18 protein-coding genes are annotated in these 25,920 nt (G+C 68.1%); 6 read left to right on the top strand and 12 right to left on the bottom strand.

Annotated features, from left to right (window positions below):
• Positions 1-11: 11 nt before the first annotated feature.
• Entirely contained in the window at positions 12-1,544 is a 1,533-nt protein-coding gene (locus tag D7V88_RS03615; protein ID WP_120539181.1) for a hypothetical protein, read from the bottom strand.
• 611 nt (positions 1,545-2,155) lie between these two features.
• Between D7V88_RS03615 and D7V88_RS03610 the strand changes: the two genes are divergently transcribed.
• Entirely contained in the window at positions 2,156-3,433 is a 1,278-nt protein-coding gene (locus D7V88_RS03610) for a hypothetical protein (protein ID WP_120539180.1), read from the top strand.
• Between the two features lie 117 nt (positions 3,434-3,550).
• Here D7V88_RS03610 and D7V88_RS03605 read toward each other — a convergent pair whose 3' ends face one another.
• The 4 genes from D7V88_RS03605 to D7V88_RS03590 form a co-directional block, all read right to left on the bottom strand.
• Positions 3,551-4,273 (bottom strand): outer membrane beta-barrel protein, encoded by a 723-nt coding sequence (locus D7V88_RS03605; RefSeq protein WP_120539179.1) that lies wholly within the window; start codon positions 4,271-4,273, stop codon positions 3,551-3,553.
• A 107-nt stretch (positions 4,274-4,380) separates the two neighbouring features.
• Complete coding sequence (locus D7V88_RS03600; protein ID WP_208726090.1) at positions 4,381-5,613, bottom strand: acetate/propionate family kinase; 1,233 nt, start codon at positions 5,611-5,613, stop codon at positions 4,381-4,383.
• Positions 5,614-5,626: 13 nt separating this feature from the next.
• Positions 5,627-8,098 (bottom strand): phosphoketolase family protein, encoded by a 2,472-nt coding sequence (locus D7V88_RS03595; protein ID WP_120539178.1) that lies wholly within the window; start codon positions 8,096-8,098, stop codon positions 5,627-5,629.
• Positions 8,099-8,111: 13 nt separating this feature from the next.
• Positions 8,112-9,206 carry a class I fructose-bisphosphate aldolase gene (locus tag D7V88_RS03590; protein WP_120539177.1) on the bottom strand — a complete coding sequence of 365 codons (1,095 nt, stop codon included), beginning with the start codon at positions 9,204-9,206 and terminating at the stop codon, positions 8,112-8,114.
• A 207-nt stretch (positions 9,207-9,413) separates the two neighbouring features.
• Here D7V88_RS03590 and D7V88_RS43785 point away from each other — a divergent pair, with 207 nt between their 5' ends.
• The 5 genes from D7V88_RS43785 (at position 9,414) to D7V88_RS03565 (ending at position 17,756) form a co-directional block, all read left to right on the top strand.
• Positions 9,414-10,931, top strand: coding sequence for a Cof-type HAD-IIB family hydrolase (locus tag D7V88_RS43785; protein ID WP_244237957.1), 1,518 nt, complete (start codon positions 9,414-9,416; stop codon positions 10,929-10,931).
• Between the two features lie 230 nt (positions 10,932-11,161).
• Entirely contained in the window at positions 11,162-12,769 is a 1,608-nt protein-coding gene (locus D7V88_RS03580) for an efflux transporter outer membrane subunit (RefSeq protein WP_244237956.1), read from the top strand.
• A 10-nt stretch (positions 12,770-12,779) separates the two neighbouring features.
• Entirely contained in the window at positions 12,780-13,790 is a 1,011-nt protein-coding gene (locus D7V88_RS03575; RefSeq protein WP_120539175.1) for an HlyD family secretion protein, read from the top strand.
• A 25-nt stretch (positions 13,791-13,815) separates the two neighbouring features.
• Positions 13,816-16,629 (top strand): ribosome-associated ATPase/putative transporter RbbA, encoded by a 2,814-nt coding sequence (gene rbbA / locus D7V88_RS03570; protein WP_120539174.1) that lies wholly within the window; start codon positions 13,816-13,818, stop codon positions 16,627-16,629.
• A 2-nt stretch (positions 16,630-16,631) separates the two neighbouring features.
• A complete protein-coding gene (locus D7V88_RS03565) occupies positions 16,632-17,756 on the top strand; it encodes an ABC transporter permease (RefSeq protein ID WP_120539173.1) in 1,125 nt (374 codons plus the stop codon).
• A 69-nt stretch (positions 17,757-17,825) separates the two neighbouring features.
• Here the strand turns inward: D7V88_RS03565 and D7V88_RS03560 are convergent, their stop codons facing one another.
• The 7 genes from D7V88_RS03560 to nhaA all read right to left on the bottom strand — a co-directional run.
• A complete protein-coding gene (locus tag D7V88_RS03560) occupies positions 17,826-18,650 on the bottom strand; it encodes a hypothetical protein (protein WP_147448591.1) in 825 nt (274 codons plus the stop codon).
• A gap of 218 nt (positions 18,651-18,868) precedes the next feature.
• Complete coding sequence (locus tag D7V88_RS03555) at positions 18,869-19,342, bottom strand: hypothetical protein (protein ID WP_120539171.1); 474 nt, start codon at positions 19,340-19,342, stop codon at positions 18,869-18,871.
• 29 nt (positions 19,343-19,371) lie between these two features.
• Complete coding sequence (locus D7V88_RS03550) at positions 19,372-20,586, bottom strand: LamG domain-containing protein (RefSeq protein WP_158624985.1); 1,215 nt, start codon at positions 20,584-20,586, stop codon at positions 19,372-19,374.
• 168 nt (positions 20,587-20,754) lie between these two features.
• Positions 20,755-22,248, bottom strand: coding sequence for a hypothetical protein (locus D7V88_RS03545; protein ID WP_120539169.1), 1,494 nt, complete (start codon positions 22,246-22,248; stop codon positions 20,755-20,757).
• The gene (locus tag D7V88_RS03540; protein WP_158624984.1) at positions 22,245-22,742 is read right to left on the bottom strand and encodes a hypothetical protein; all 498 of its coding nucleotides are present in this window, start codon (positions 22,740-22,742) and stop codon (positions 22,245-22,247) included. Before D7V88_RS03540 ends, D7V88_RS03545 begins: the two co-directional genes overlap by 4 nt.
• Before the next feature lie 160 nt (positions 22,743-22,902).
• Positions 22,903-24,585, bottom strand: coding sequence for an ABC1 kinase family protein (locus tag D7V88_RS03535; protein WP_120539167.1), 1,683 nt, complete (start codon positions 24,583-24,585; stop codon positions 22,903-22,905).
• On the bottom strand, positions 24,582-25,920 hold a 1,339-nt coding region (nhaA, locus tag D7V88_RS03530), incomplete at its 5' end, for a Na+/H+ antiporter NhaA (RefSeq protein ID WP_244237955.1). The genes nhaA and D7V88_RS03535, both read right to left, overlap by 4 nt.

The following is a 25,920-nucleotide window of genomic DNA, read 5'->3' as shown; positions in this document are numbered from 1 at the left end:
CTCACGACGGCTCAAGGACAGTTCAATGTATCGACGAGTGGGAGGTTGTTCGGGCTCTGGGGGAGTGGCTGGGGATCCGCGGGAATCGCCCAGGAGAAGTCCGTGCTCGTGAAGCCCGCGAGCCACGGGTACGTGGCGAAATCAATGGGTGTCTTGTAGTCACAGGGATACGAGGGCGTCTGGGGCGCCCACGCGGCGGGCGGACTGCTGGCGGTGTTCACGAAGGCGCTGCCCACGGCCGCGGTGCCATGACACGTCATGCAGTTGCTCTGGACGCCCAGGGGGATGTTCGGCGAGGTCTCCAGGTACGGATTGAAGCAGACGACCATCTTGTTGCTCCCCGCGCCCTGGGTCTGGCGATAGGCGGTGCACATCGCATAGTTGCGCCCCGCCCCCGTGACCTTGTCCGTCATCCCCTTCTTGCTTCCGGGAAAGTCGTCGGGCGCGTCAAGGCCTGGCTGCCACCAGAAGGTCTGCCAGGTCCAGTTGACGAGCTCCTTGGTGTTGACGTGCATGGCCGTAAGGACGGCGAAATCGCCTGCTTCCGCCTGGAGCCCTTCGATGTTGGTGCTGTTGAAGGCCTGGGCTTCGTCGGCGCTCATCCGGAAGGAGTAGAGGGCGGAGAGCGGCGCATGCAGGTAGCGCTGGCAACTGAAGATCGGAGCCCCGGGATTGGCGTTGTTCGCCTGGGCGATGAGGGGCGCGACGCGCTGGATCTGCTCGGCGCTGGCCTCCGCGATGGGCGCATTCGCCGGCGCCGTGGGATCCACGATGGCGCACGTCAGCCAGAGCGAGGGCGTCGGATGGCACTGGTCCTGCTCTTGTTGCTCGGGCGTGCAGGTGGCGGAATGGAGACTGCCCTCGAATCCCCTCCACACGGGCACCGGGGTGGGCTGGCTCTTCTTGACCAGGTACAGCACGGGCTTGAGCTCCATGGCCGCCGAGCCCCGCTTCCCCGCGGAGGGCGCGGTGTATGGCGCCTGCTGCACCGCCCGCCGCGCGATGGGCGTGTTGGCTGGCCACTGGCTGTTGAGCGCGGCCAAGCTGGTGAACTGGTTGTAGTAATAGGGCGGTCCCCCCGCGGTGAGCGGATGGGCCTGCGTCAGGTACGCGGCCATCTCCGGATTGAACTTGTTGAAGGAGACGAGCTGCTCGGTCGGGGTGACGGCCGGGCCCGAGCCCGCCGGATGATGGAACTGCCGGGGCCCGTGGAAGGCATGGGTTGCCTTGCGCTGCGACGGGTCTGGCGTCGGCTGATTCGGGGCCGGGAAGATCTCCTCCCCGTTCCAGGTGTCCCAGACGGGCATGGGCAGCCCGGTTCCCGGGTAGACCTCCCCGGAATCGGCATGCAGACCCGCCCAGAGGTTCCAGGCCTTGGTGGTGATCCGCGCGGTGTTCCACGCATCCGCCCACCCCTGGATCTCATTCCGGTCACCCGGGAAGCCGTATCCAGGGGGGATGGGGCGGGGCGTGATGTCGCTGGGCTTGCAAGCCGACAGGACACAAAGGCAGGTCATCAGGAGCGTGCGAACAGGTTGGCGCATTCGAAGGCCCTTCCTCTCAGGGTGCCCTGTAGACGCCTGCGCAGCAGGAATATTGGTGATGCTCGACTGTCAGGGTTCGTGGTCCAGGGACAGCATCCGGCGGGAGCGCCTCTTCTTTCTCTCCTCTCCACGGGCCCTCCCTTGCCCCAGGCCAGGGTCATCCGAAACGTGGGAGAAGGGCCGCATGGCGCGACCGCTCTTCAAGTGAGGTTCCGTGATGCGTGAAAGCCTTCGCCCCAGGGGAGCCGCCCTGCGCGGCGCAGCCCACAGGATCGCGGTGCGGAGGGCCGAGGCGCCGGATACTCCCCTGATCCCGGGCACGCGCCCCCGTGCTGCCGGGGGTGCGCACTTCGACAGGCAGGGGACTCCCCCCGCATCCGGTGTTCCAATTTTTTTCCCATCCCCGGAAGCCGGGGACCGCAGTCCGCTGGTTCATGCTCACGCGTGTCCAGCCCGCCCAGCGAGGGCACTTCGCGGGACACGCGCCAACACCCGCGCTGGACCCGGGCCCTGTATCCGCCGACTGCGTCTGGCTCTATCAGTCCGCCTTGAGCAGCAGGCCGGGACTCTTCTCACCTGCCGCTCTATCCGCAGCGCCAGGAGGCAGCTCAATGAGCAAGGAACAGTTCCCCATGCAGGGACAGCAGATGTTTGGTGAAGCCATCAAGGCCCGCATCGCCGACGCGGTGCACGAGCGCGTCGTCTCCGGGCTGGAGGAGCGGATCGGCATGGAGATTCGTGAGCGCGTCGGCGAAGCGGTCCGCGGCGTGTTGAGCGAGCGCGCGATGAACATGCAGCAGGGGGAGGGTGGCGGGCAGCCGTTCGACGCGGAGCAGATCGCCGACGCCGTCCACAACCGCCTCACCGACAACATCCGCGAGCGCATCACCAGCGGCGTGCACGAGCGCGTGCGCGAGGTGCTCCGGGAGCGACTGGGCGAAGCGCTGCGCGGCGCCCTGGCCGAGAACATGATGAACCTCCAGCAGGGGGGCCAGATCGACACGCCCCGCATCGCCGAGCGCGTGCGCAACAGCCTCGAGGACGCCCTGCGCGACAGGCTCGGCTACGTCGTGCGCGAGCGCGTCCGCGACGCCCTGCGCGAGCGTCTGGGGGATGCGCTGCGCACCGCGATGATGGAGCGGCGGATGGGCATGGAGGGCTTCGGGCCGATGGACTCCGAGCGCATCGCCGACGCCATCCGCACCCGGCTCGCCGACACCATGTCCGAGCGGATTCACGCCGCCGTGCGCGAGCGCGTCCGCGAGGCGCTGAAGGAGCGCCTGGTGGAGACGCTGCGCTCCGCGCTGTCCGAGCGCCGGATGCAGGGCTACGGCCAGATCGATCCGGAGCGCATCGCCGACATCGTCCGCGAGCGCATCGCGGACGGCATCCGCGAGCGCGTCCAGAGCGGCCTGCGCGAGCGCATGCGCGACACGCTGCGCGAGCGGCTGGGCGATGAGCTGCGCACCCGGATGAGCGAGCGCACCATGGGCTTCGCGGGCGTCCAGCGGCAGGGCGTCGGCCAGATCGACCCGGAGCGCCTGGCCGAGGTGCTCCGCGGGCGCCTGGTCGACACCCTCCACGAGCGGCTGTCCATGAACCTCCGCGAGCACCTGCACGAGGCGCTGAAGGAGCGGATGGCTGACGCCATCCGCGAGTCGATGGCCTCGATGGGCCCGACGATGCGCGGCGGGTACGGTGAGCAGGCCATGGGCGGCTTCCAGTCGCAGGGGCCCGGCCAGGTCGACACCGAGAGCATCGTGGCCGCCGTCCGCGATCGCGTGGGCGAGGAGCTCCGTGAGCGCATGGCGGACGTCGTCCGCGACCGCGTCAGCGAGGCGGTGCGCAAGGAGCTGAAGAACGGCCCCGCGTCCCAGCCCCTGGCCTGACGAGCACCGCGGCCCGGGCCGGACAACGGCCCCATGGACGCAGGGCCCGGACTTCCACGCCAGCGGGAGTTCGGGCCCCTCGTCCTTTGCGTCACGCCCCGACGCGAAAGCCCAGGCTCAATAGCGGATGCCGAAGTTGACCGGGATGTACTGGCCGTCGGCCTTGCGCGAGTCGCCGCCCGGCACGTCGAAGCTCTGGCCGAAGATGTAGTGGTAGCGCCCCTCCACGTAGAAGCGGAGCTCCCCGTTGATCTTCAGGGTGAGGCCGACGCCGCCGCCGAGTCCGAAGTCCGTGCTGCTGCGCGAGCCGATGATCTCCGAGACCGCCACCACGTCCGTGGCGCAGTAGTACAGCCACGGGTCGCAGTACGGGACGGCCGCGACGCCCGACAACTGGAGCAGCTCCACCTGGCGGTAGTACAGGCCCGGCCCGGCGATGAAGTAGAAGCCGAAAGTGCTGCGGGGAATCACATTCCAGACGGCGTTGAGGCTGCCGTACTGCATGTAGTGGTTGCCGTCGACGCCAGTCCCGGTGAGCACGTCGGACCGGATGTCATAGCCGCTGTAGAAGTACTCCGCCATGACGCCGAAGCTCCGATGGAACTGGTAGCCGGCGCCCAATTGGAAGCCGCCGCCCGTCTCGAAGCGGTCCCCCGCGTCGGAGATGGGGAAGGAGAGGCCACCGCCCACGTTGAACATGAAGTGCCGCTCGGGGACCTCGATCCCCTGTGTCGTGAAGCCTGTCGTGTCCGCGTCCGTGCCAGACACCGTCTGGGCACGCGCGCTCCCGGGGACGTTGAACGCCAGCAGGGCAAGGGGAAGCAAAGTGTTCCATCGCATGACGACCGCCTTTGGGCACCAGACCGCGTGGTGCGGGGAGCGTGGGGATGGGCCGCCTGTCCGCACACCGCTCCTTCAGGGGGGGCCGGGCAGGGGGGCACACGCTCTCACTGCGGCCCGGGTGCGAGACCAGTCGTGCTCAGCACGCGCCGGGTGTGCAGGGCGATCATCGCCTCTTCATCCGTGGGAATCACCCAGGCGGAGACGCGGCTGCCGGACCGGGTGATGCAGGGGCCTCCGCGAGCGTTGGCCTCCTCATCAAGCTCCAACCCGAGCCAGCTCGCGTCGCGACAGACCCGCTCGCGAATGGGCGCGGAGTGCTCGCCAATGCCGCCCGTGAACACCACGGCGTCCAGGCCGTGCAGCGCCGCCGCGAGCGAGCCCAGCTCACGATGGATGCGATAGACGAACAACTCCAGCGCTTCAGCGGCGGCGGCGCTGGAGGCGCTGAGCAGCTCGCGCATGTCGCTGGATTCGCCGGAGACGCCCAGCAGACCGGATTGCTGGTAGAGGAGCCGCTCCAGCGCGCGCGCGTCCATGCCGTACCGGTCCATCAGGTAGAGCAGGACTCCGGGATCCAGGGCGCCGCAGCGGGTGCCCATCATGAGCCCATCCAGGGCGGTGAGGCCCATGGTCGTCGCCACACTTCGTCCCCGGAGCAGGGCGCACATGCTCGCGCCGTTCCCCAGGTGCGCCACCACCGTGCGTCCTTCGGCGGCCCCGGGCGCCGTGCGCGGCAGCGTGGAGGCGATGTATTCGTAGGAGAGGCCATGGAAGCCGTAGCGGCGGACGCCCTCGTCGGCATAGCGGCGGGGCAGGGCGAAGGCCTGGGCCACGGGGGGCTGGGTGCGGTGGAACGCGGTGTCGAAGCATGCGACCTGCGGCACCGCTGGCGCCGTCCGTGTGACGGCGCGAATCGCCTCCACGCAGTGGGGCTGGTGCAACGGCGCCAGCGGAATGAGCGCTTCCAGCTCCGCCAGGGTCGCCGCGTCGACGAGGGCGGGCCCGGAGAAGCGCATGCCGCCATGGACCACCCGGTGGCCGGTGGCCGCGATCCGGTGCCCGCCGAGGACGCCCTCCCGACCCCAGGCGAACAGGAAGTCGGTGGCGCCCGTGTACCCGAGCTGCGTTCCGGGGGCCCAATCCTTCTGGCTGATGACGGCACCGTCCGCGTGCGCGACGAACCGCGGACGGGTCGACAGCTCCTCGAACTCCCCCCGCAGGAGGAGGCGGAGGGGCTCCTCATCGAGGAAGACGGAGAACTTCAGGCTCGAAGAGCCGGCGTTGAGCACGAGCAGCGCGTCCGGCACGCCACCCGTCTTGAACGTCCGCCGCGCCATGCGTGAACCCCTCTCAGTCCGGCCAGGTCCAGTCGGCGATTTCAGGACGATCCTTGCCGTGCTCGTGCGCGTAGGCCAGGTTGTCGAGGATGGCGTTGCGCATCTCCTCCTTCAGGTGTCCTGCCTTTGCTTGCATCCCCGTCACGCGATCGATGACGTCGATGACCAGGTGGAAGCGGGACGTCTCGTTCAGGATCGCCAGCTCGAAGGGCGTGTTGATGTTGCCCTTCTCCCGGTAGCCATGCACGTGCAGGTCTTCGTGGTTGATGAAGCGATAGGCGAGCTTGTGGATGAGCGAGGCGTAGCCGTGGAAGCTGAAGATGATCGGCTTGCCCGGCGGGAACAGGCTTTGGATCTCCCGTTGGGTGGACCCGTGCGGATGGTCCGCCGACGACTGGAGCTTGAACAGGTCGACGATGTTGACGAAGCGCAGCTTCAGGTTCGGCGCGCGCGCGCGCAGGATGGAGGCGGCGGCCAGGGCCTCCTGCGTCGCGACGTCGCCGCAACTGGCCATGATGACATCCGGCTCCGCGTCCTGGTCCGTGCTGGCCCGCTTCCAGATGCCGAACCCCTTGGCGCAGTGGGAGACGGCCTCGTCGATGCTGGTGAACTGCAGGTGCTTCTGCTTGTCCGCGACGATGACGTTGACGCAGTCGGTACTGCGCAGGCACTGGTCCGCCACCACCAGCAGCGTGTTGGCGTCCGGAGGCAGGTAGATGCGCGTGACCGAGCCGGACTTGTTGGTCACCAGGTCGATGAACCCCGGGTCCTGATGTGAGAACCCGTTGTGGTCCTGACGCCACACCGTCGAGGAGAGCAGGATGTTCTCCGAGGCGACGGGCGCCCGCCAGCTCACGTGGTTCTTGCTGATGTCCAACCACTTGGCGTGCTGGTTGAACATGGAGTCGATGACGTGGGCGAACGCCTCATACGTGTGGAAGAGGCCGTGGCGCCCGGTGAGCAGATACCCTTCGAGCCAGCCGAGCAGCGTGTGCTCCGACAGCATCTCCATGACGCGGCCGTCCCGCGCGAGCTCGCCCCCGTCGAGGTCCTCTGGCAACAGGTTCGCCATCCAGGCCTTCTTGCTCACCTGGTAGATGGCCTGGAGCCGGTTCGAGGCGGTCTCGTCCGGGCCGAAGACGCGGAAGTTCGTCGGGTTGTCGCGCATGATGTCGCGCAGGAACTCGCCCAGGGGCTTCGTGTTCTCATGCAGCGTGGTGCCGCGCGTGCCGACCTTGACCGCATAGTCGCGGAAGTCGGGCAGCCTGAGCGTCTTGCGAAGCAGGCCGCCGTTGGCGTGTGGGTTCGCGCTCATCCGCCGCGACCCCTTGGGTGCAAGCGACCTGACCTCCGGATTCAGTCTGCCCTGCGCGTCGAACAGCTCCTCGGGCCGGTAGCTGCGCATCCAGTCCTCGAGCGCCTTCAGGTGCGACGGGTTCTCCCGCACGTTGGCGAAGGGGACCTGGTGTGAGCGCCAGGAGCCCTCCAGCTTGTGCCCATCCAGCTCCTTCGGACCGGTCCAGCCCTTGGGTGAGCGCAGGACGATCATGGGCCAGCGCGGACGCGTCGGGGTGTCCGTCTGCCGTGCCGTCTTCTGCAGGGCGCGGATCTCCTCGACGGCGCGCTCCAGGGTCTCCGCCATCTTCTGGTGCATCTGGGCCGGGTCGCTGCCCTCGACGAAGTAGGGCTTGTAGCCGTAGCCGACGAACAGGGACTCGAGCTCCTCCGGGCTGATGCGGGCGAGGATGGTCGGGTTGGCGATCTTGTACCCGTTGAGGTTCAGGATGGGCAGCACGGCGCCGTCCCGCGCGGGGTTGAGGAACTTGTTCGAATGCCAGGCCGTCGCGAGCGGCCCGGTCTCGGCTTCGCCGTCACCCACGACGCAGGCGACGATGAGGTCGGGATTGTCGAAGGCCATGCCGTACGCGTGGGAGAGGCTGTAGCCAAGCTCGCCGCCTTCATGGATGGAGCCCGGCGTCTCCGGGGTGACGTGGCTGCCGATGTGACCGGGGAAGGAGAACTGCTTGAAGAACTTCCGCATCCCCTCCTCATCCGGGCTCTTGTCCGGATAGACCTCTGAATAGGTGCCCTCGAGATACGCCGGTCCGAGCACGCCCGGGGCGCCGTGGCCCGGCCCGGCCACGAAGACGACGTCGAGCCCCTGTTCGACGATGAGGCGGTTCAGATGGACCCAGACGAACGAGAGCGCCGGGCTCGCGCCCCAGTGGCCGAGCAGCCGATGCTTCACGTCCGTGGGCACCAGGGGCCTGTGCAGCAGCGGGTTGTCCTGGAGGTAGATCATCCCCACCGCGAGGTAGTTGCACGCGCGCCAGTACGCGTTCATCAACTCCACTTCCCTGGTGGTGAGCGGTCCACCTCCCTGGGTCCGCTCCCTGGCCGGCGTGGAGGGCCCCTCGCCTTGCTCCCTGGCGGACCATGACGACCCAGACTCCTCGGATGATCCGGTCCCTGTCGGATGTGCCATGACATGTCTCCCATCAGTGTTGGGTGTGGAGTGTTGAGTCGGGTTCGTCGTGGATGGAGGGAGGCTCCGTCGCCCCGGCGAAGCCCGCTTCGCCCTCCATGTCGCCGCTGTAGCTGCCCAGGGCCGCCGCGCTGTCGCACCCGGCGCGGTGGTGGAACATCCGCTGGGCGGCGGGCACGTGCTCACGCCGGCCCTGCCAGACCTCCATCGCCTCGTCCTGCAGCGCGCGTCCGTAGGAGAAGCTCAGCTTCCAGGGCTTCGGGCCGCCCAGCGCATTGATGGCGTTGAGGTGCTCGGTGGCCAGGACAGCGTCTTGTCCACCGGAAAGGAAGACGACCCCGGGGACCGCGGGCGGCACATGGCGCGTCAGGGCGCGCAACGTCGCCTCCGCCACCTCGTCCACCGACGCCTGCCTCGCACAACGGAGGCCCGCGGTGACCATGTTCGGCTTGAGCAACATCCCTTCCAGGGACACCCGCGCGTCGAAGAGTTCGTTGAAGACCGCTTGCAGCACGCGCCCCGTCACGTCCTCACACTGCTCGAGCGCGTGCGCTCCCTCCATCAGGACCTCAGGCTCCACGATGGGCACCAGGCCCTGCTCCTGGCAGAGGGCGGCGTAGCGCGCGAGCGCGTGCGCATTCGCGTGGATGCACTTCGCGGTCGGCAGCCCGTCGCGGATGATGAAGACCGCGCGCCACTTGGCGAAGCGCGCACCCAGCTCGTGGTACTCCTCGAGCCGCGCGCGGAGCCCGTCGAGCCCTTCGGCGACGAACTCTCCCGGCGCGCCGGCCAGGGGGTGGACGCCGGTGTCGACCTTGATGCCGGGGATGATGCCGCGACCCACCAGCAACTCCAGCAGCGGGATGCCTGTCGAGCTGTCCTGCCGGATCGTCTCGTCCTGCAGGATGACACCGCCGATGAACGCGGCGATGTCGGGCGCACTGAAGAGCATCTCGCGGTAGGCGCGGCGGCTGTCCGAGGTCGACTCGATCGCGCGCGCGGTCAGGCGCTTCGTGATCGTGGAGACTGTCTCGTCCGCCGCCAGGATGCCCTTTCCATCAGCAACGATGGCTCGCGCGGTCTGGTCGAGCCCTGGCATCGTCGGCATGTGTTCCTCCCATCCATCGCAAGAACCTGAGGGCGCCCCGTTGCGCCGACAACTGGCGGGGCGGCGCTCGGCCATGGGATTGCCTTGAAGCGCCGGGCAGGATGGTGCCGCCCTGTTGCGATGCCATCTTGAACCCTGGACCCAGCCGTCACCGACAACGCCCGGCGTGCGGCTGCCGCAGCAAGCGGGCGGGTGCTGGAGGCAGCCATGACCATCAAGTTGCTCATCGCGGACATCGACGGGACGCTGGTGACGCGGGACAAGGCCGTCACCGCGCGAACCCGCGAAGCCGTCGCCCGGCTGCGCGCCAGCGGCATCCAGTTCACCGTCACGAGCGGGCGACCGCCGCGCGGGATGGCAGGGCTGGTGGCCGCGCTGGATCTCACCGACCCCGTGGCTGCCTTCAACGGCGGCGTGTATGTCAAATCCGATCTCACGACGGTGCTGGAGCAGCGGACCATTCCTCCCGCCATCGCCAGGCAGGCCGTCGATTTCATGCTCCAGGCGGGCCTGGATGTCTGGGTATACCAGGGGGCGGATTGGTTCCTCCGCGACCCCGAGGCCTTCCGCGTGGCCAGAGAGAGGAGCAACGTCGGGTTCGACCCGGTCGTCATCGCGGACCTGCACGGCGTGCTCAACGCCCCCATCAAGCTCGTCGGGGTGAGCGAGGACACCGAGCGGGTCGCGCGCTGCGAGGCCGAGCTCTCCCTGCGACTGGGCACCGAGGCGTCGGCGGCACGTTCGACGCCCTACTATGTCGACGTCACGCATCCTGAAGCGAACAAGGGAATGGTCGTGCGTGAGGCCGCGCGCCTCCTTGCGATTCCCATCGAGCAGATCGCGGCCATCGGGGACATGGCCAACGATCTGCCCATGCTGACCACCGCCGGCCTTGGCCTCGCCATGGGCAACGCCAGCGCGGAGGTCCAACGCTTCGCACGCCACGTCACGCGCACCAACGATGAGGACGGGTTCGCCTACGCGGTCGACGCCTTCATCCTGGGCCAGCCGCCCTTCGCCCGGACGAAGCTGGGCCTTCCGCCCCGCACACGCGCCTGCCTCTTCGGTCTCGATGGCGTCCTCGCCCAGACCTCCAGCCTCCACGCCCGGGCCTGGAAGCAGGTGTGCGACTACTATCTGCGGCGGCGCGCGCGAGCCTCGGGGCAGCCCTTCATCCCCTTCGATCTGGTGCGCGACACCTGCCACTACTTCGACGGCAAGCCACCCCTGGAAGGACTCCATGCGTTTCTAGATGCCCGCGGCATCGCGCTGCCGGAGAGCACGGTTCACGCGCTGAACGACCGCAAGGCGGAGTTCCTGGTCGAACTGCTCCGGCAGGAGCAGGTGGAGACGTATGAGGGAACGGTCGGCTACGTCCAGGCGGTGCGCGCCGCGGGACTTCGGACCGCGGTCGTCTCCGCGAGCAGGCACTGCGCCGAACTGCTCCAGTCCGCTGGCATCCTGGACCTCTTCGACGCGCGGCTCGGCGCCACGCAGCCCCCCGAAGTCTATCTCGCGGCCGCCCGTGCCCTCGGTGTCGGGTCCGAGGAAGCGGTCGTCTTCGAGGACACGCCTGCCGGCGTCGCGGCCGCACGTGCGGCCCACTTCGCCTATGTCATCGGCGTCGACCGGCTGGGTCGGCCCGCCGAGCTGCGCCGCCATGGCGCGGACCTCGTGGTGACGGATCCCGCCGATCTCCTCGAGCAGGACGGCACCCTGCATTGACGGGCGTGCGGCCCTACGACGCGTGCGATGCGTGCCTTTGAGGGCGCGTCAGACATTCGAAGCGCCAACCCTGTGCGGCGGGCGACATCCGCCTCGCCCTCGGGTCGGTGTCAGGGCTGGGGGAGCGGACATCGCAGTCAGCCCCGAGGGGTATTCGGACCGCTCGTACTTCCGTGCGCTGCGCGAAGTGCGGATCCTCCCCATCAATCGAGGTGTCTTGAATGCTGGGGATGGACAGCACCAGGCAGGGGATGAACCCGGGGCGTGCACCCTTCGTCGGCGCGTGGCCGCTGCTCGGCGTCCTGACGGCGCTCTCCGGATGCACGGTAGGTCCCAACTTCACGAAGCCCGAGGTCGAGGTGGTCAAGGAGTGGCGCACCCAGGGCGACCCACGACTTTCGACGCAGGCAGCGGTCGACACCCAATGGTGGAAGTCGTTTGGCGATCCAGCGCTCGACCGCCTCGTCGAGGTCGCCTACCGGCAGAACCTGCCGCTGCAGGTCGCGGGTCTGAGGATCGTGGAGGCGCGCGCGCAGTTGGGCGTCCTCACTGGCCAGCAGTTTCCGCAGATCCAGGTGGCCACCGGCAGCGCCGCAGCGGTGGGACGCAGTGAGAACTCAGCTGCGGCCAACCTGGTGGATCTGACCAATCTCGGCTCCCTCGACCGCCACTACCTGGAATACCAGTTGGGCTTCGACGCGCTGTGGGAGGTGGATTTCTGGGGCAAGTACCGGCGGGGCGTGGAGTCGGGGGCCGCCGCCCTGCTCGCGTCGGTGGCGGACTACCAATCCTCGCTCGTCGCGCTCAACGCGGAGGTGGCGCGAACCTACGTCCTGGTCCGGACGTACGAGGTGCTCATCGAGCAGGCCCGGGAGAACGTCAGGATTCAGGAGGAGGGCTTCCGGATCGCGGACTCGCGCTTCACCAACGGTGCCACCTCGGAGCTCGATGTGGCGCAGGCCGCGACCCTGCTGGAGAGCACCCGGGCCACCATCCCCCAACTGGAGGGCGGGCTGGAGCAGGCCCGAAACGCCCTGAGCACGCTCCTGGGCCAGCCCACGGGCGCCGTGGAGGCCCTGCTGGCGGGCCCCAAGCAGATTCCGCTGGCGCCCGCGACGGTGGCCGTCGGCATGCCGGCGGAGATCCTGCGGCGGCGGCCGGATGTCCGCAGCGCCGAGCTGTTCGCCGCCGCGCAGTGTGCCCGGATCGGCATCGCCGAGGCGGACCTCTATCCAAGCTTCTCCCTCTTCGGGACGATAGGGCTGGAGGCGAGCACCAGCGGCACGTCCTCCGGCAATCTCTTCTCCCTTGGCAGCCTGGTGTATTCCATTGGCCCCAGGATTGTCTTTCCCTTCCTGAACTACGGCCGCCTGAAGAATGGCGTGCGGATCGAAGACGCGCGCTTCCAGCAATTGCTCGTCAACTACCGCAACACGGTGCTCAAGGCGGCCCAGGAGGTGGCGGATGCCCTGACGGGCTACGTCAATGCCCAGAAGGCCATGGCGTTCCAGCAAGCCGCTGTGAAAGCCGCGCAGCGGTCGGTGGAGCTCGCCGTGGTGCAGTACCGGGAAGGCGCCGTGGACTACCAGCGCGTGCTGGACGCGCAACGCTCGCTCTTGCAGCAGCAGAACAACCTGGTCCAGACGAACTCCTCCATCGCCACGAACCTGGTCGCCCTCTACAAGGCGCTGGGCGGGGGCTGGGAGGTCCGCCGGGATCAACCCGTCGTGCCTGAACCCATGCAAAGCGAGATGGAGAAGCGGACCGACTGGGGCGACATGTTGTCGAAGCCGCGGACGCAGGAAGTCAAGCACAGCTCGCAGCCGGAAAAGCAATAGAGAGTCCGCCATGCCCAAGTACCCGAAGGGGAAGATCAAGTGGGCCATTGGACTGATCGCCATCGCGATCGCCGTGTTCATTGGCTTCAAGTATTGGAAGGGAAAGAAATCCGCGCTGCCGGAGGGAATCGTCTCAGGCAATGGCCGCATCGAGGCCAAGCTGGCCGATGTCGCCGCCAAGGAGCCCCTGCGGGTGAAGCAAATCCTTGTCAACGAGGGCGACCTCGTCAGGCCGGGTCAGGTGCTGGTGCGGTTGGACACCACCACGCTGGAGTCCAGCCTGGCGGAAGCCAACGCGAACCTCGCGGCCACGGAGGAGAAGCTGGCGGTGGCCCAGGCGGGGATCGTCAAGCAGAAGAGTGAGATACAGCTTGCCACCATCGAAGCCGAGCGCGCCCGAAGGCTGGTGGCGCAGGGGGCCGGTTCGCAGCGGGATCTGGACGTTCGAACAAGCCAGGTGGAGACCACCCGGGCCGCCCTGGCGGAAGCGGAAGCCACGCTGAAGACCTCCAGGGAGGAGATCGAGGTCGCGCGAGCCAATGCGGCGACGGTCCAGACGCGCATCGCCGACGCGACGCTCAAGTCGCCCGTGACGGGACGCGTCCTCTATCGCCTCGCCGAGCCGGGCGAGGTGCTCGCGCCCGGCGGACCGGCGCTGACGCTGGTGAACCTGGAAGACGTCTACATGGAGATCTTCCTCCCGGCGAGCGAGGCCGCCCGCGTGAAGCTTGGCTCCGAAGCGCGCCTCACGGCCGACTTCGAGCCCGACCGTTCCATCCCCGGGTATGTCTCCTTCGTGTCCCCGGAAGCGCAGTTCACGCCCAAGCAGGTGGAGACCAAGAGCGAGCGGGAGAAGCTGGTGTTCCGACTGAAGCTCCAGGTCCCACGGGAGCTGGCCAGCCGCTACGTCGAGCGCATCAAGACAGGCATTCGCGGCGTCGGCTACGTGAAGGTGGACCCTTCCGCCACCTGGCCTACCAAATTGCAGAACGTCATCACGGCTGAATCCGAATCCCATTAGCCCGGTGACCCGGGAGGGCTCAGCCATGGTCTCATCCGCGTCTCCAGAATCGCCGGGCGGCTCCTCCAGGCTCGTGGTCTCCATCCAGGACGTGACCCACCGCTACGGCAAGGTGGTCGCGCTCGACGGCATCTCGCTCGACGTTCCCACCGGCATCATGGTGGGCATCGTGGGGCCGGACGGCGTTGGCAAGTCGACGCTGATGGCCCTGGTCGCCGGCTCCAAGAAGATGCAGCAGGGGAGGGTGACGGTCCTGGACGGGGACATCGCCGATGCCCGGCACCGGCGCGCGGTGGGGCCGCGGATCGCGTACATGCCTCAGGGGCTGGGCAAGAACCTCTATCTGGAGCTCAGCGTCTACGACAACGTCGACTTCATGGCCCGGCTCTTCGGGCTGTCGCCCGAGGAGCGCAAGGTGCGCGTCCCGGAGCTGCTCGAAGCCACGGGACTGGGGAAGTTCGCGGAGCGCCCCGCCGGCAAGCTCTCCGGCGGAATGAAGCAGAAGGTGGGGCTGTGCGGCGCGCTGGTGCACGACCCGGACCTGCTCATCCTCGACGAGCCCACCACCGGCGTGGACCCGCTCTCCCGGCGGCAGTTCTGGAGCCTCATCGACGAGATTCGCACCGGGCGCCCCGGCATGAGCGTCATCATCTCCACGGCCTACATGGACGAAGCGCAGCAGTGGGACTGGATCGTCGCCATGGACGCGGGGCGCGTGCTGGCGACAGGGACGCCCGCGGAGCTGATGGAGCGCACGGGGACCCGGGACCTGGAGCATTGCTTCATCGCGCTGCTGCCCGAGGAGAAGCGCAGGGGGCACAAGGAGGTCACCATCCCGCCCCGTCCGCCGGGCAAGGCGGAACTGGCCATCGAGGCCGACGGGCTGACGTGCCGCTTCGGCACCTTCACCGCCGTGGACCACGTCACCTTGTCGATTGAGCGGGGTGAGATCTTCGGCTTCCTGGGCTCCAACGGCTGCGGCAAGTCCACGACCATGAAGATGCTGACGGGCCTGCTTCCCCCCACGGAGGGGACGGCGAAGCTCTTCGGCAGCTCCGTGGATGCCGGGAGCATGGAGGTGCGCAAGAACCTGGGCTACATGACGCAGGCGTTCTCGCTCTACGGCGAGCTGAGCGTCCGGCAGAACCTGGTCCTGCATGCGCGGCTCTACCATCTGCCGCCAGACAAGGCGAAGGCGCGCATCGAGGAGCTGGTCGAGCGGTTCGGACTGCGCGCGCACCTGGACGCGTTGGCCGGGGACCTGCCCATGGGCCTGCGCCAGCGTCTCTCGCTGGCCGTCGCCGTGCTGCACGGGCCGCAGATCCTCATCCTGGACGAGCCCACGTCGGGGGTCGATCCGGTCGCCCGGGACAGCTTCTGGGAGCTGCTGATCGATCTGTCGCGCAAGCAGGGCGTCACCATCTTCGTGACGACGCACTTCATGAACGAGGGGATGCGCTGCGACCGCATCTCCCTCATGAACGCGGGAAGGGTGCTGGCGGCGGACTCCCCCCAGAAGCTCATCGAGGCACGGAACGCAGACAGCCTGGAGACCGCCTTCATCGGCTACATGGAAGATGCCATCGCCGAAAAGGCACGCGCCGAAAGCAAGGACACGCCGCCCAGGGACGCGACTCCCGCTCGCGCGCCCGAAGCCCCGCCACCCCCGCGGCCCCCGGCCGTGCGACGAGCGGACCGGGCCGGCCTCCGGCTGCGTCTTGGCCGGATGCTCGCATACGCCCACAATGAGACCATCCAGATCCTCCGCGACAGGGTCCGGCTGGCGTTTGCCTTTGTCGGCTCGGCGCTGCTGATGCTCGTCTTCGGCTTTGGAATCACGACCGACGTCGAAAACATCCGCTATGCCGCGCTGGACATGGACCAGTCACCCGAGAGTCGCGCGTACATTGAACAGTTCGGCGCGGCGAAACCCTATTTCGCGCCGACGCCGCCAGCCCAATCCGCGGACGAGGCGCTGCGCCGGCTCCAGTCGGACGATGTCTCGATGGTGCTGGAGATTCCGCCGCGTTTCGGTCTGGATTTCCGCCGGGGCTCCGGACCGGAGGTGCTGGCGCAGGTGGACGGCGCCATGACCTTCCGTGGCGACACCGTTCAACAATACGTCCAGGGGGTCCACAACCGGATGCTGCGGGATCCCGCGAGCGGCTTCCAGTGGGCCGGCGCGCAGAAATACACGGCCAACATCGAAGAGCGCTTCTTGTACAACCCGACGTTCGAGAGCGTCTATTCCATCGTGCCGAGCGTCCCGGCGCTGCTGCTGCTCCTGATCCCGGCGATTCTCATGACGGTCAGCATCGTGCGTGAGAAGGAGCTGGGGTCGATCATCAACTTCTATGTCACGCCCACGGGCAGGCTGGAGTACCTGCTGGGAAAGCAGTTGCCCTACGTCGTCATCGGCATGGCCAACTTCTTCATCCTGACGGCCCTGGCGCTGGTCGTCTTCGGTGTTCCCATCAAGGGCAGCTTCCTGACGTTGATGCTCTGCACGCTGTTCTACGTCGCGGCGACGACCGGCATCGGGATGGTGACGTCGACCTTCACGGGCAGCCAGGTCGCGGCCGTCTTCGTCACGGCCATCCTGACCATCGTGCCGACCATCCAGTTCTCCGGCCTGTTGCAGCCCGTCTCCACGCTGCAGGGCGGGGCCGGCCTCGTCGGTTCCATCTGGCCGGCCTCCTATTACATGCACGCCAGCCTGGGCGCCTTCACCAAGGGACTGGGGCCGGGCCTCCTCATGCGGGATGTCGCCTTCCTGGCCGCGTGCGTCCCCGTCCTCCTGGCCATCAGTGTCATTGGATTGAGAAAGCAGGAGAAATAGCGGTGAACTCGCTGCTGAACATTCTGTGGCTCGGGCTCAAGGAGCTTCGCAGCCTGCTGAGCGACGCGGTGCTGGTCGTGTTCGTCGTCTATGCGTTCACCCTGGCCATCTATGTCCAGGCCACGGGGACTTCGAGCGAGGTGAACAACGCATCGATTGCCTTCGCCGACGAGGACGGGTCCGCGTTGTCCAAGGAGTTGCTCAACGCCTTCTATCCGCCCCGCTTCAAGCTGCCGGAGCTCATCTCCCCCGACGAGGTGCAGGCGAACATGGACAGGGGCCGGTTCATGTTCGTCGTCGTGATTCCGCCCCGCTTCGAGCATGACCTTCGCGCGGGGCGCAACCCGGACATCCAGGTGAACATCGACGCGACGGCCATGCAGCAGGCGGGCATCGGCTCTGGCTATATCAAGAACATCATCAACGACCGGGTCTCCTCCTTTCTCAGGCGCACGGAGGAGACAGGCCCGAAGCCCGTCAACCTGGTCGTTCGCAAGCTCTTCAACCCCAACGGGGTCTCGTCCTGGTTCAAGAGCGTGGTGGCCATCATCAACCAGATAACCCTGCTGACCGTCGTGCTGACGGGCGCCGCGGTCATCCGCGAGCGCGAGCACGGAACGCTGGAGCACCTGCTGGTGATGCCGCTGACCTCGTTCGAGATCGCGATGGCGAAGGTCTGGGCCAACGGCCTGGTGATCCTCGTCGCGACCGGGGCTTCGCTCCTCCTGGTCGTGCACATGGTGTTGAAGGTGCCGTTCGCCGGCTCGGTGGTGCTGTGGTTCGTCGGCGTCGTGCTCTACCTGTTCTTCGCCACGGCGCTCGGCATCTTCCTGGGGACGATTTCACGGTCGATGGCGCAGTTCGCGCTGCTCATCATCCTCGTGGTCCTCGTGCTGATGCTGCTTTCGGGCGGGAGTACGCCCGTCGAAAGCCAGCCGAAGTGGTTGCAGTATGTCACGTACCTGCTGCCTGCCCGGCACTTCGTCAGCTTCTCGCAGGTCATCATCTACCGCGGCGGTGGGCTGGAGGCGGTCTGGCGCCAGTTCCTGATGGTGAGCGCGGTGGGCGTGGGGTTCTTCGTCTACAGCCTGGCGCTCTTCCGGAAGTCCATCGCGGTGAGCAAGTAGGAAGGCCCAGGCCTGCGCCGGAGCGGGCTGGAGCCGAACGCCCCAGCCCGCCCCGGTCGCGCTCAGCGCTCAGCAGTCAATCGTATACGTCCGGGTGTCATCGCTCGGCGTGGAGACGTTGATGGTGTTGGAGCCGTCGAACGAGGTGGAGAACGTCCCTTCGGTCGTCACCGCCGTCACCGTCCCGGCCGAGGGGCACTGGTTGTCGCAGCGCTGATAGCCCGAGACGGTCGTGGTCGCGCTGAAGTTGTTCCGCGTGGACCTTGACTGACCGTTCAAGGTGAAGCACCCGCTGCCCTCCACCCACGTGACCGTGCTCTCCGACGAGCGCGTGTCGAAGCGTTCCGGAGAGAAGCTGGTGGAGGTGATGGTCACCTTGCGCTGACCCGCTTCGGGAGGGGAGCCGACGATCTGCATGGAGAGGTTGTACGGCGCTCCGTTGATGGAGAGGTCGGTGGAGGTGGCCGCGATGGCGAGCTGCCCCTGGTTGTCCGACAGCACCAACTGGACGTTGCCGGAGAGCTGATCGAGCCCGATGGGGGCCCTGCAGTTGTTGAGGGCGTAGTTCACCGTCGCGCCCGACGAGGTGGCGGTGGCGCACCCGGTGGGCGTGAAGGTGGATGAGGCGTTCGCCGCGAGCTGGGCGGCCGCCGTGTTCACGTCGACAGGGTTCTGGAGCTGCCCTCTGTCGATGCTTCGAGACTGCACCGGGAGGCTGTAATACCAATAGCCGTAGACCGGATCGACCCAGGCGTAGCTCCACGCCGCGTCGTACGCCCCGTAGTACGGATCGTAGTAGGCGGTGTCGTAGTAGTACGGATCGTAATAGGTGTCCGCGCAGCCAGCGCTTGCGAGCAGTGTCAGGAACCCCAGCGCGCGTTTCGTCTTTTTCATCTCGCCCCCCATCATGTTTGTCTTCTGGACGCGTGCTCACCACAGGGTGGCTGTGCACGGGCGACCGCTGCACCGAGTCCACTCGGGAAGTCGGAAGCGAGAGAAGGTGGAACCCGGGGGGCAGCGGAAGAACTGAACGGAGGAACGGCCCGAGTGCGGGCTGGCGGTCATCCGGGCCCGGACGCCTGCTGGGGCGGAGGTCCGGGCCCGCGGCCCGATCAGCGCGTCTGGCGGATGACCGACAGCTCGACGTCGCCAATCACCTTCTGCTCCCGCCCCAGTTGGAGCAGGATGTCCTCGATCCCCGCCACGTCGCGGGACACCGTGGCCTGGGAGGACGAGGTGCGCAGCAGGTCGCCTCGGAGGACGAGGGGCGCGCTGTTCCGGGCCGTGGCACCCAGCCGTTCAATCTGGATGCCCGTGTAGCCCAGGACGGCATGGGACTCGGCCTTCGTGACGCGCTCACCGCTCGCGAGGGCCTGGCTCAGTTGCTTCTCGATGCTGCGAATCTGCTCGGGGTCCGTCACCAGCACGACCGGATTGGGACGGCCCGAATACAGCAGGTACGTCACGCGCAGGGCCGGCTGGGACTGCTCGGACTGGACGTCGGCAGCGGAGGCCGTGGGAACACCCGCGAGGCCCAGACCCAGCGCACCGCACAGGAAGACCGCATGAAAGGAATGACGAGACATGGATTCAGCTCCTGGAAGGGGGACAGGGACTAGCGGATGTTCTCGTGACCGGAGCCATCAATGCTGTCCGACCAGACGCGGAAGTAGCCGCAGAACTGCGTGTAGACGCCTCGGTTGGCGGTGGCGGGATCGGAGATGGTCAGGCCCAGGCTGTCGAGGTTCGTCGCGGCCGTCCCTCCGGGCTTGTGGGTCCACAGGTTGTCCGTGCCCCGGCGATACCAGTGGTAGTCGTAGCCCGGCGCCACGACCAGCGCGACGGCGGACTTGTATCCCGAGGCATCCGGATAGCCCGGCAGCAGCTCCAGCCCGTCGTTGAGGGCGGCCTGCACCACGGAGGCGCAGTCCATGGTCGAGGCCACGGCCCCCGAATGCCTGCCCGGCTGCGCGTAGGTGTTGGTGGCCTTGGTGGTGGCGTAGTTGTAGCAATTGTTGAGGTACTGCCGACTGGGGTCGTTCCAGTAGGAGGGGGCGAAGGCCGGCTTCCCCGGCTTGGTGACGTAGGGGAGGTCCGCGTCCGACAGGCCGGTGTTGAAGACAATCACCTCGTCGATGTGGTCGCTGAAGCGGTAGCTTGCGCCGTCGTTGTTCCCGCCAATGAGGAAGGGCAGGGCGGTGTTCACGATGGAGCCCAGGCGCGGCGACGTGGTGCCCACGGGGATCCCATCCACGAAGAAGGTGGCGATCGCCGGCCACGAGGTGCGCCGGACGCTGACCGCGACGTGGTGCCAGCGATTGGCCACCAGTTGCGGGGCCAGGCTGGGATTGGACTGGTGGTGGGTGGAGCCCGCCGAGTCCGAGAGCAGCAGGTCCAGTTTGTTGCCATTGACGACGGAGAACGTGTAGCCCCGGCCGTCGGAGCCCCGGTTGTCGATGATCGTCTTCACCGTCCGGGTGGTGTCCATCATCCGGACCCACGCCGTCAGCGTGAAGTCCCCCGTGCCGAAGCTCAGGTAGGGCGAGTAGGGCACCTGGATGTATTTGTCACCCGCCAGGTTCATGCCCAGGCCCGTCCAGCCATCCGCCTGGGCCAGCCCTCCGATGACCGTCCCCGTCTGGTCATGGCTGGTGGAATACGCGAGCCCGCTCGAATCCGGCGCCACCTCCGGCAGCGAGGCAGAGGTGACCGTCGCCTTCCACTCGCCCACCAGTCCGTAGGTGATGCGGTGGGGGAGGGCTTCGCTTCTCTGGACGGGAGCCACCACCGCCAGCACCGTTGTCGCCAGGCACCACTTGAAACCCTTCACGCCGCCTCCTTGGGTCAGGGGAAAATCGCTCAGGGGTATAACGGCCGCCCCTGACATCCCTGGCCAAGTAGGAAATCGGGTACATCCCGACCCGGCGAAGTCAGCGCTCCAGACTCCACGGCCGGTCCGTGCGGGGCACGGACCGGCGGGTCCTCCGGAACGCGCTGGCTAGTACTTGAAGCCCAACTGGAGCGACAGGCCGGGGTACTGATCCACGGCCCCACCGGCGATGTAGTTGTCGCCCACGTCCGGGTTGAACTTGAAGAAGTAGCGGCGCAGGTCCGCCTTGAGCCGCACGTCCAGGAAGCTGTTGAGCCGGTAGGCCACGGTGGCGCTGCCGGTGACGGCGCCCATGGACGCGTTGGGGAACCACGTGTCCGAGTTCAGCTCGCCCGCGCTCAGCGGGTGCAGGTAGCCCAGGCGGAAGTTGAAATCGAGCTTCTGCGTGAGCTCCGCGCGCAGGCCCAGCGTCAGGCCCGCGGTCTGGTACTCCACGTTGGGCAGGTCCAACGGCCGCTCGTCGTTCACCGGATCGATGCGGAAGGTGTTCATCCCGTAGGTGCCGGTGACCTCGAAGCCGTAGCGCTCCGCCTGGCCGAAGGGCATCACGTAGCGCAGGCCCGCCTGCCACTCGCGCGCGACGGTGGGATAGGACACGGCCCCCGTGCTGCCGGTGGACTTCAGGCCGAACGACTGGTCGATGGAGCCGGTGAGGCCCAGCCGCGCCAGGGCGCCCTGCTTGAAGCGCGCGAGCGGGTAGACCGTGAGGTCGCCGCTCACCTGCGGCGCACCCGGCAGCGCGAAGCCGCCCACGTCCAGGCCCAGCGTGTAGGGCCGCAGCACGCCGAACAGGTCGTCCTTGTAGCGAAGCGAACGGCCGAAGAGCTTCAGGCCCACCGCGCCCTCCACGAGGGGCGGACGGCGCGCGGTGCCGGCGTAGGTCTGCGTATCCTCCGGCTTCTTCTCCTCGGGCTTCGGCGCGACGACCACCGGCTTGCGCGGGGGCGTCTTGTCCTCGGGGGTGACGGGCGTCTTCGCGGGCGGCGTCACGGGCGTCGTGTCCGTGATGGGCGTCGCGGGCTTCAGCGGGGGCTCGGGCTCCACGGGCTTGGACGGGGCGACGACGGCTTCCGGGGCGCGGCTCTTCTGGAGGCCCTTCTCCAGCGCCGTCCACTGGCGCTTCACGGACACGGGCACCAGCTTCGCCGTCGCCGGGCGGGCCGCGGCGGGCGAGGCCAGGGCCTTGCCATCCTTGCCGTTGCGCACGGAGAGGCGCACCTGCTGCTTCTTGCCCGTGGTGGACGTGTCCGCGACCAGGAGGGCGCTCAGGCCCAGCTCGCTGGCCACGGCGGAGGCGCCAGCGGCCGTGGTGGGATCCTGCCCCAGGCGCGAAGCGGCGCTGCGCACGGCGGACTCGGGCACGATTTCATAGCGGGCCGGGCGGCGGGCCAGCTCCGCTTCCAGCGCGTCGCGCGCGGCTTCCGCGTGCGGACCGGAGGCGACCACCGCGACGCGGCGCACGTCGGCCTGCTTCGCGGGCTTCTTCTTCGCGGACTGCGTCGTCTTCGCCGGCTTCTTCGGCGCGGCGTGGGCGACGGGCCCCAGGAGGAGGGCGGCGCCCAGCAGGGCGGTGATGGAGCCGAAACGGTTGCGCGTCTTCAAGGCGAGCTCGGCTTTCCGTTGACCAGCCACTCTTTGAGGCAGGCCGTCTCCGCATCGCTGAGCGCGGCGCCCTGAGGCATCCGCGTCCCGCAGCCGGGGTTCGACGTCAGCTTCTTCAGGAAGAGCGAATTGGCGGGATCGGCGCTGTTCGCCATCGGCACGGAACTGCACGTCGAGGACGAGGTCGTCGTGTACAGGCGCCCCGGAAGGCCGGTGGCCTCCAGGTCCAGGCCCGCGCCAATCTCCTTGCTGGAGGTGGAGTGACACGCGAAGCACTGCGCCTGGAGGATGCCCGTGGCGGTGGTGCTGGTCGCGCAGGCACTGCCTGTGCCCCCGGTGAAGCGATCAGGATCATCCAGCCCGCCAGCACAGCCGGCGGAGGTGGCGAGGAGCGCGACCGCGAACAGCGAAGCCAGCGGGGCGCGGTACGGACGACGGGCGGCGGTAGGGTTCGCGAGCAAGACGACCACGTGGGCAAGAGGGGGAGCCAACACGCCGCGCAGCCTAACCGGCCCGAGCGTGACTGTGCACCCCTCAACGGATCCGATCTCACTCCCGTGACACGCGCTCCCCGGCCTGCCTGCCCGACCCGGGTGGGCCGGTGTCACACCCACCTCACCGCGAGGGCGCTCCAGACTCCGGAAGGCCCCGGCGCTACCGGCGCTTCTTCAGGAAGCGGGAGAGGCTCACCTTCCCGAAGCGGCCGCCAAACAGATACCAGGTGAGCACCGCGCCGAAGAGCGCCGCCGCCACCGCGATGCCCACGATGCCCAGCACCGGCACGTTGCCGTACATGGGCGGCCGGGGCGCGAAGGCGATGAAGGCGCCCACGATGAAGCCGCACGCGCACAGGCCCAGGAAGGCGATGACCGCCACGCTGCGCAGGTTCTCGTTGAGCTTGTCGAACTGTTCTGCGCGCACGGTGACGCTGAACTTGCCCGTCTCCAGGTCCAGGAGGATCTGCGACAGTTGCGTGGGCAGGTCCTGCGCCATGGACTGGAAGCGCAACAGCGTGCGCATCAGGCCGCCCTGGAGCTGGCTCGGGTCATAGCGCCCGGCGAGCAGCTCCTTCGCGTACGGCAGCGCGACCTCCAGGATGTTCATCTCCGGGTAGAGGCTTCGCAGCATGCCCTCCGTGGAGATGGAGGCGCGCGACAGGAGCGCGTACTCCTTGGGGATGCGGATGCGGTACTTCACCGCCAGGTCCAACAGGTCCCGGAGCAGCGTGCGCGCGTCCACCTGGCCCAGGGTGGTGGGCAGGTGCTGGCCGAGGATGGACTCGATGTCGTTGCGAAAGCCCATCAGGTTGGCGCGCGCGTCGGGCACGCCCACCCGGTAGAGGATGCGCGCCACGGAGTCGCTGTCCTTGAGCGCCACCGCGAGGCAGAGCATCACCAGCGTCTCCTGCATGGGGCGCGTGAGCCGGCCCACCACGCCGAAGTCCAGCAGCGCCAGCCGGTGGCCCTCCATCAGCAGCAGGTTTCCGGGGTGCGGGTCGCCGTGGAAGAGGCCGTCGTCGAAGAGCTGGCGGAAGCTTGCTTCCAGGATGTTCTGCGCAAGCTGCTTGCGCTCCGCCTCCGACAGCACGGCCGGGTTGATCTTCTCCCCCCGGATGAACTCCAGCGTGAGCACGGTGCGGCTGGAGAGCGCCGCGTGCACGCGGGGAATCTTCATGTACGGGCGGTCCCGGTGGGTCTCCAGGAACGCGCGAATGTTGGAGGCCTCGTTGACGAAGTCCAGCTCCTCGTGGATGGCCCGGTCGAACTCGTCCACGATGCCAGAGGGCGTGTAGATGCCCGTCTCCTCCACCACGGCTTCCAGCAGGCGCGCCAGCGAGCGCAGCACGCCCAGGTCCGCGTCGATGCGCTCGGCGATGTCCGGCCGCTGCACCTTCACGACGACTTCCTCACCATCCAACGTCACCGCGCGGTGCACCTGCGCGATGGACGCGGCGGCGAGCGGCTCCGGGTCCACCTGCGCGAACAGTTCGTGCACGTCCTTGCCCAGCGCGTCGCGGATCTGCGCGTGGATGGCCTCCAGGGGGATGGCCTCCACATGGTCCTGGAGCGTGGCCAGCTCCTCCACGAACTCCGCGGGCAGGAGGTCCGCGCGGGTGGACATCACCTGGCCCAGCTTGATGAACGTGGGGCCCAGCTCCGCCAGGAAGAGGCGGAAGCGGCGCGCGGTGGATTCGCGCTGGGTCTCCGGGGAGACCTCCACCTTCTCCTTGCGGCCCAGCATGCGCCACACGCCCGCGCGCTCGGCCACCTCGCCGAAACCATGGCGGGCGGCGATGACGGTGATCTGCCGGATGCGGTTGAGGTCCTGGAGGTTCATGGCGAGCGGTCTGGCGCGACCGAGGGTCGGGCCACGTAGCGCAATAGCACGTACCCCACCACGGCGGAGAGCAGCGAGCCGGTGAGGATGCCCAGCTTGGCCTCCGCGAGGAGCGCCGGCTGTCCACTGAATGCCAGTCCGCCCACGAACAGGGCCACCGTGAAGCCGATGCCGGCCACCACCGCCACGCCGTACAGTTGCGCGAGGCTCGCGCCCGCGGGCAGGGGGGAGACGCCCGCCTTCACCGCCGCCCAGGTGAAGAGGAAGATGCCCACCTGCTTGCCCACGAAGAGGCCGGCGATGATGCCCAGGGGCAGGGGCTTGAGCAGATCCGACAGGCCCATGCCGGACACGTCCACGCCGGAGTTGGCCAGCGCGAACAGCGGCACGATGCCGAACGCCACGAAGCCGTGCCACAAGTGGACGAAGCGGTTGAGCGGCGGCTCGATGTCCTCCAGCGCCTCCTCGATGTGCAGCAATTGCGCGCCGCGCTGGCCTTCGTCATCCGGCTGCGCCACGAGCCCCTTGATGTAGTCCGCCAGTTCCTCCAGCACCTCGCGTCCCGGGCGGGTGGGCCGCGCGGGGATGAAGAGGCCCAGCACCACGCCGGACAGCGTCGCGTGGATGCCCCCGTGGTGCATGGCGTACCAGAGCGCCAGGCCCGCGAGCGCGTAGGCCAGGCCGTTGCGCACGTAGAAGCGGTTGAGCGCCCACAGCACCGCGCACACGCCCACGCTGGCCGCGAGCCACTCCACATGGAGGCCGGTGCCGTAGAACACCGCGATGACGAGGATGCCGCCGATGTCGTCGAAGATGGCGAGCGCGGTGAGGAACACCACCAGCCCGTGGCCCACGCGCGCCTTCACCAGCGTAAGACACCCGATGGCGAACGCGATGTCGGTGGCCATGGGGATGGCCCAGCCGCCCTGCGCGGGGGTGCCGTGGGTGAAGGCCAGATAGAGGGCGGCGGGCACCACCATGCCGCCCAGCGCGGCGATGAGGGGCAGGAGCGCTCGGGAGAAGGTGCGCAGCTCGCCCGAGGACAGCTCGCGTTTGATCTCCATCCCGACGAGGAAGAAGAACAGCGTCATCAGCCCGTCGTTGATGAGTTCACGGAAGGTGAAAGCGCCGCCGTGGCCCGCGGCTTCCAGGCGCAGGGGCGCGTCGAACACGGCCGCGTAGGTGTCACCCCAGGGGGAGTTGGCCCACGCGAGCGCGGCCACCGCGCAGAGCGCCAGGAGGATGCCGCTGCTGGCCTCCAGGCGGAAGAACGCCTGCACGGGGGCGAGCGCGACCTGGAAGAGGGCGGGGACGGGCGGACGGTTCGCCTTGGAC

The organism is Corallococcus terminator (assembly GCF_003611635.1).
In the GTDB taxonomy this organism is placed as follows: domain Bacteria; phylum Myxococcota; class Myxococcia; order Myxococcales; family Myxococcaceae; genus Corallococcus; species Corallococcus terminator.
The sequence above is the reverse complement of the archived record's forward strand: the minus strand, read 5'-3'. Positions and strand labels throughout refer to the sequence as shown.